This is a genomic window from Phenylobacterium sp. (assembly GCF_036402295.1).
Taxonomy (GTDB): domain Bacteria; phylum Pseudomonadota; class Alphaproteobacteria; order Caulobacterales; family Caulobacteraceae; genus Phenylobacterium.
In genome coordinates this window covers 1-6,619 of record NZ_DASWTE010000054.1, presented here as the reverse complement: position 1 = coordinate 6,619, position 6,619 = coordinate 1, and the positions used below count along the sequence as shown (strand labels likewise).

At 70.3% G+C, this 6,619-nt stretch carries 4 protein-coding genes, 1 tRNA gene and 2 rRNA genes; 6 read left to right on the top strand and 1 reads right to left on the bottom strand.

The annotated features are described in order from the left end of the window. From VGD44_RS03285 to VGD44_RS03270, 4 genes are all read left to right on the top strand, one after another. Nucleotides 1-183 (top strand): 23S ribosomal RNA (locus VGD44_RS03285); the annotation flags it as partial. Between the two features lie 67 nt (nt 184-250). After that, a 5S ribosomal RNA gene (gene rrf / locus VGD44_RS03280) occupies nt 251-365 on the top strand. A 59-nt stretch (nt 366-424) separates the two neighbouring features. Continuing rightward, nucleotides 425-501, top strand: a tRNA-Met gene (locus tag VGD44_RS03275). A gap of 79 nt (nt 502-580) precedes the next feature. Next, on the top strand, nt 581-2,770 hold the full coding sequence (locus tag VGD44_RS03270) for a CaiB/BaiF CoA-transferase family protein (protein WP_331083825.1): 2,190 nt from the start codon (nt 581-583) through the stop codon (nt 2,768-2,770). On the opposite strand, the gene pyk is transcribed toward VGD44_RS03270, so the two are convergent. After that, nucleotides 2,748-4,163 carry a pyruvate kinase gene (gene pyk, locus VGD44_RS03265; RefSeq protein ID WP_331083827.1) on the bottom strand — a complete coding sequence of 472 codons (1,416 nt, stop codon included), beginning with the start codon at nt 4,161-4,163 and terminating at the stop codon, nt 2,748-2,750. The genes VGD44_RS03270 and pyk overlap by 23 nt on opposite strands. A 176-nt stretch (nt 4,164-4,339) precedes the next feature. On the opposite strand from pyk, the gene VGD44_RS03260 reads away from it, so the two are divergent. Both VGD44_RS03260 and VGD44_RS03255 read left to right on the top strand, forming a co-directional pair. Next, nucleotides 4,340-4,693 (top strand): DUF1428 domain-containing protein, encoded by a 354-nt coding sequence (locus tag VGD44_RS03260; protein ID WP_331083823.1) that lies wholly within the window; start codon nt 4,340-4,342, stop codon nt 4,691-4,693. A gap of 121 nt (nt 4,694-4,814) precedes the next feature. Then, complete coding sequence (locus tag VGD44_RS03255) at nt 4,815-6,617, top strand: PBP1A family penicillin-binding protein (protein ID WP_331083821.1); 1,803 nt, start codon at nt 4,815-4,817, stop codon at nt 6,615-6,617. Nucleotides 6,618-6,619 lie beyond the last annotated feature (2 nt).

The following is a 6,619-nucleotide window of genomic DNA, read 5'->3' as shown; positions in this document are numbered from 1 at the left end:
CAGCCGCGCAGCAGGGTAGCTAAGTGTGGAATAGATAACCGCTGAAAGCATCTAAGCGGGAAACTAACCTCAAAACAAGGCTTCGCCGAGAGCCGTGGTAGACCACCACGTTGATAGGCCAGGTGTGGAAGTGCCGCGAGGTACGGAGCTTACTGGTACTAATCGCTCGATCGGCTTGATCGTTCTTAGTTGAACTCATGAAGCGCGGTATTCAGCGCTGATGTCTTCTCAATCTGATCCGCTTCGTTGACCTGGTGGCTTTGTCGAGAAGTCCCCACCCGATCCCATCCCGAACTCGGTCGTTAAGCTTCTCAGAGCCGATGGTACTTCGTCTTAAGGCGCGGGAGAGTAGGTCGCCGCCAGGTCTACCAAGCGGATCAGGATCCAGAACCCTTCAATTCACGATTTCAGCTCTAGGCTTTGCCGCGGGGTGGAGCAGCCCGGTAGCTCGTCAGGCTCATAACCTGAAGGTCACAGGTTCAAATCCTGTCCCCGCACCCAAGAACCGAACGGCCCCGCGCATCCCGCGGGGCCGTTTTCGTTTGCGCGGCGCGGCTCGATCGGCCCTCATTGGCGGCGGATGGACCGGCTGCTCCAGGACCTCGTCGTCGTCGAAGCCTCCCGCGCCGTGGCAGTGCGCCACTGCGGTCGGTTGTTCGCCCGACTCGGCGCGACCGTCGTCCGCGCGGCGGGCGGCGACGACACAGTGATCGGCTATGCCGGCGCGGCGGGCGAGGCCTTCGGGCGCTGGCTCGACGCCGGCAAGACCACGGAAGCCCCGGCCTGCGCAGACCTGGTGATCGGCGGTCTTGACCCCGCCGGCGTGACGGCCAGCGAGCGGCTCGCGGCCGAGCTGGGCGCCGTGCTGCTCGAGATCCGCTGGTTCCACCCGGACGGTCCCTACGGGGCCTGGCGTGGCGCCGACGAGCTGATGCAGGCCCTGACCGGCATGGCCTATTCGTTCGGTCCCGCCGAAGGCCCGCCGACGCTGGCGCAGGGGCACGGGCCGCAGCTGGCCGCCGCGCTCACGGGCTTCAACGCCGCGCTCGGCGCGCTGATCGCCCGGCCGCGACCCGCCCGCGTCACGACCAACGTCCACGAGGCGTACATGTGCCTCACGGAGACCGGCGCGGTCTCGGCCCTGATGGAGGGCGGGCTGGCGCTCCGCGTCGGCGTGAACCGCTACGTGCCGAGCTACCCCTGCGCCAGCTACCGCACGGCCGACGGCTGGCTGGGGGTCACGACGCTTACCCCGGCGCAGTGGAAGGCGTTCTGCCGCCTGATCGGTCGGCCCGAGCTGGCCGAAGACGTGCGTTTCGCGACCACGGTGGAGCGCCTGCTGCTGGCCGACGAGATCGACCCGCAGGTGACGCCGCCGCTGCGCACGCGCGCGACGGCTGCGTGGGTGGAGGATGGCTTGGCGGCGCGCGTGCCGCTGACGCCGATGCCGGATCTCGCGGAGATGCCGAACGTGCCGCACTGGCGCGACCGCGGCGCCTTCGGAGCTGTCGACGGCGCGGGTGTCGTCGGGCCGACGCTGCCGTACCGCGCCAGCTTCACGGGCCGGCCGGCCGCCCCCTTCGAGGGCGGTCCGGCGTCCGCCCCGCTTCGCGGTCTGAAGGTCGTCGACTTCTCGATGGGCTGGGCGGGGCCGCTTTGCGCCCGGACGCTGGCTGACCTCGGGGCCGAGGTGATCAAGATAGAGTCCGAGGCCCATCCGGACTGGTGGCGCGGCTGGGAGACCGACCAGTCGGGCGATCCGCCGCCGCGCGAGACCAAATTCAGCTTCATATCGGTGAACCGGAACAAGCGCGGCGTCGTCCTGGACCTGACCAGCGCCGAGGGGTTGGCGCACACCAAGCGTCTGATTTCATGGGCCGATGTCCTGGTGGAAAACTTCGCGGCCGGGGTCATGGACGCCCTGGGCCTGGGCCCCGACGTTCGCCGCGCGCTGAGCCCTGACCTCATCGCCGTGTCCATGCCGGCGTTCGGCCACGGCGGCCCGCTGACCGGCGTCCGCGCCTACGGCTCGACGGTGGAACAGGCCAGCGGCCTTCCGTTCGCCAATGGCCGGGAGGAGTGGCCGCCATGCCTGCAGCACGTGGCCTTCGGCGACCCCATCGCCGGGCTGAACGCCGCCAACGCGGTGCTGGCGGCGCTGTGGGGAAGGGCGCGCAGGGGCGGCGCCGAGATCGACCTCGCCCAAGTGGCCTGCCTCTTCGGCTTCGGCGCCGACGCCCTGATCGCCCAGCAGCTCACGGAAGGCCCGCTGCCACGCACCGGCAACCGACGCCCGCGGGCGGCGCCCGTGTGCGTGGTCGCGGGCGCCGATCCCGACACCTGGCTGGCCGTGGCGGTGGATGGTCCGCAGGCGTGGCAAGGGCTCTGCGAAGTGCTGGGCGCTTCCGCCTGGAAGGCGGATCCGGCCCTCGCCACCGTCGACGGCCGCAACCGGCGGGCCGACGAGATCGAGGCCGCGATCGCCGCCTGGGCCGCGCCGTTGTCGCCCGAAGCGGCGACCGGATTGCTGCAGGCCCGTGGTGTCCCGGCCGCGCCGGTCTCTCGGGTGGACCAACTGGGCTACGACCCGCAGCTCGCCGCCACCGGCTTCTGGCCCGAGATGGAGCGCGCCTACGTCGGTCGCCACATCATCCCGGCCGCGCCGTTCGCCTACGACGGCGCGCGTCCGGCGCTCCGCTTCCCGTCGCCGATCCTGGGCCAGCACACCGAGGAGGTGCTGGCCGAGCTCAGGTCACTTTCGCCACTCTGAGCGAGTTGGTTCCGCCCGAGCGGCCGAACGGCACGCCGGCGATCACCACGATCTCGTCACGTCGCTTGGCGAAGCCGCTCTTCAGGGCCAGCGCGGCGGCCTGGGCCACGGTCTCCGTCATGGTGTGGGTGGTCTCGGATGTCAGCGCATGCACGCCCCAGACCAGGGCCAAGCGCCGCGCCGTCTCGATCTGTGGTGTGAGGCCCAGGATCGGACTGTCGGGCCGCTCGCGGGCGATGCGGATGGCCGTGCGGCCCGAGAGCGAGAACGCGGCGATCGCCTTGGCCTCGATGGTCTCGGCCACCTGGCGCGCGGCGGCGCAGATGGCGTCGCCGGCGGACTTGTCGGGCGTCGGGCGGCCCGCGGCGCGGGCGGCCTTGAGGTCGTCGTCGTCCTCGGTGCGGGCGATGATGCGGTCCATCATCCGCACGGTCTCGACAGGATACTTGCCCGTGGCGCTCTCGGCCGAGAGCATGACGGCGTCGGCGCCGTCGAACACGGCCGTGGCCACGTCAGAAGCCTCCGCGCGGGTCGGCGCCGGGTTCTCGATCATGCTCTCCATCATCTGGGTCGCGACGATCACCGGGCGGCCGTGCCGGTGGGCGGCGCGGATCAGGCGCTTCTGGATCAGCGGCACGTCCTCGGCCGGCAGTTCCACGCCGAGGTCGCCGCGCGCCACCATGATGGCGTCCGACAGCTGCATCACCTCGTCGATCGACTGCAAGGCGCCGGGCTTCTCGATCTTCGACAGGATGAAGGCGCGGTCGCCCACGAGCTCACGCGCTTCGCCCACGTCTTCGGGGCGTTGCACGAACGACAGGCCGATGTAGTCGCAGCCGTGCTCGAGCGCGAAGGCGAGGTCGGAGCGGTCCTTGGTCGTCAGCGCCGGGATCGGCAGGGTGAGACCCGGTAGGTTGACGCCCTTGTGGTCGCTCAGCCGGCCGCCGACGATCACGCGGGTGTCGAGGAAGTCGGGCGTCTGGCGGGTGACTTCGAGGCGGATGCGGCCGTCGTCCAGCAGGAGCAGAGCGCCGGGCCCGGCGGCCGCCATGATCTCGGGGTGAGGGAGCTGCACGCGCTGGCTGTCACCCGGCCGCTCCTGAAGGTCGAGCCGGAAGGGTCGGCCCCACTGCAGCATGACGGCGCCACCGGCGAAGCGGCCGACCCGGAGCTTCGGGCCCTGCAGGTCGGCCAGGATCCCGATCGGGCGGCCGGTCTTCTTCTCGACCCGGCGGATGCGGTCGACGACCTCGGCGTGGCCGTCCTGGGTGCCGTGGCTGAAGTTGAGGCGGAAGACGTCCGCGCCGGTGCGGAACAGCTCCTCGAGCCGCTCGAGGCTTGAGGAGGCCGGCCCGATGGTGGCCACAATCTTCACCCGCCGGCGGCGCCGGATCGCTTCAGCCACGCGGGCGGTCTCCTCGTTTCGTCCGCGAATCCCGGACAGCCGAATTTGGCGTCCCCGCGCCCTGCCAGCAAGCAACCGGCGTTGCGGCCCCCGGGTTTCTTCGTTGTCGGGATTCGGACGCCCGAAACGTCCTCGGGGCGGGACGGAACAACAAGGAGGCTTCCATGCCCTATGTGGACGGGTTCGTGCTGGCGGTGCCGAAGGCGAACCTCGAGGCGTACAAGGAGATGGCCCGGCTGGCCGGCGAGGTGTGGATGGAGCACGGCGCGCTCAGCTACGTCGAGACGATCGGCGACGACGTGCCCTATGGCGAGTTGACCTCGTTCCCGCGCGCCGTGCAGGCGAAGGACGACGAGGTGGTGGTCTTCTCGTGGGCGACCTATCCCGACCGCAAGTCGCGCGACGAGATCATGGCCAAGGTGATGGCCGACCCGCGCCTGAAAGGGCCCGGCGACGACATGCCGTTCGACGGCAAGCGGATGATCTTCGGCGGCTTCGAGAGCTTCGTCACGCTGTAGCAGAAGCCATGCAGACGCCGTCTGCATGCCGCGCAATAGGGTCGCATTACCGCGATTTATGTTGGCCGACGCGGCGGAGCGGGAGACATAGGCCCCGGGGACGTAGCTGGAGCCGCCTGACTTGATCTCCCAGTTCGCCGCGCTCGCCATGGCCGCGCAGGGGCCCGAGTTGCCGCGCATGCCGCCCATCCAGCGGCCGCCCCAGATCACCTACCTGGACCGCTCGGGCGCCGTGATCGGCGTGCGGGGCGGTCGCTATGCGCCGCCGGTGGACGTGGCCAGGCTGCCGAAGCACGTGCCGGGCGCGATCGTGGCCATCGAGGACCGCCGCTTCTACGAGCATACCGGCTTCGATGCGCGCGGCATGGCCAGCGCCGTCGTCGGCGGTCTGACCGGCGGCCGGATGCGCGGCGCGTCGACCATCACCCAGCAGACCGCGCGGCTGCTGTTCCTGACCCAGGAGCGCTCGCTGGAGCGCAAGGCGATCGAGCTGGTCTACGCGGTGGAGCTCGAGAACACCTACTCGAAGGCCCAGATCCTCGGCATGTACATGAGCCGGGCCTACTACGGCGCCGGAGCGTACGGCTACGAGGCGGCCTCCCAGCGCTATTTCAACAAGCCGGCCGCGAAGCTCTCGATCAAGGAAGCGGCCATGCTGGCGGGGGTGTTGAAGTCGCCCACCAACTACGATCCCATCGCCCAGTACGACCGCTGCCTGGAGCGCGCGAACCTCGTGCTCAACGCGATGGCCGATAACGGCGTGATCACCGCCGCCCAGCGCCACAAGGCCAAGGGGCAGAAGCCCAAGGTCTGGAAGACCGCGGCCACTGCGCCCTCGCAGTATTTCGTTGACTGGGTCGACGGCGAGGTCCGCAGGATGGTCCCCAAGCTCACCCGCGACCTGGTCGTCGAGACCACGCTCGACCAGCCGATGGAGCAGGCGGCCGGGGAGGCGGCGAAAGCCGTCGTGGCGGGGCACAAGGCCCAGGCCGCCGACCAGGCGGCGATCGTCGCCATCGACGGGCAGGGCCGGGTGCGCGCGCTGGTGGGCGGGATCGACCACACGACCGCGCCCTACAACCGCGCGGTCAGCGCCCGGCGGCAGGCCGGCTCGGCCTGGAAGCCGTTCGTCTATCTGACGGCGCTGGAGCAGGGCCGCACGCCGGATACGCCGGTCGTCGACGAGCCGGTGACCATCAACGGCTGGTCGCCCAGCAATTACGACGAAGGCAGCTTCCTGGGGCCCATCACCCTTGAGTACGCGCTGGCCAAGTCGGTGAACACCGTGGCGGCGCGGCTCGCCGACGAGGTGGGCCGGCCCAACGTCGCCGCGACCGCACGGCGGGTGGGGATCCAGTCGACCGTCAACATCGACCCGGCCATGGCGCTGGGCACGACCCTGGTGTCGCCGCTGGAGATGACCCAGGCCTACGCGGCGTTCTCGAACGGGGGCAACCGCGTCCAGGCCTACGGCATCGAGCGGATCCGCTCGGGCGGCACGGTGATCTACCAGAAGCGCCCGCCGCAGCCGGTTCCGGCGGTAGCGAACCCGGCGCTTTCCGAGCTGAACCAGATGCTGCGCACGGTGATGGTCGCCGGCACCGGCGCACGCGCCGCGGTGCCGGGCTATGACCTCGCAGGCAAGACCGGCACGACGTCGGACTATAAGGACGCCTGGTTCTGCGGCTACACGGGCGGTTTCGCGAGCTGCGCCTGGATGGGCCGCGACGACGCCAGGCCCATGGGCCGCATCAGCGGCGCGACCGCGCCGGCCGAGATGTGGCGGATGTTCATGGGCCAGGCGCTGAGGCGGGTCCCCGCCCAGGCTATTCCGGCCGGACCTCCGCCGCTCGTGGCCGCGCCGCTGGTCGAGGTCGCCACTCAGGTCGAACCGGAAGTCGCCGAAGAACCGCCCACCGACTAGGC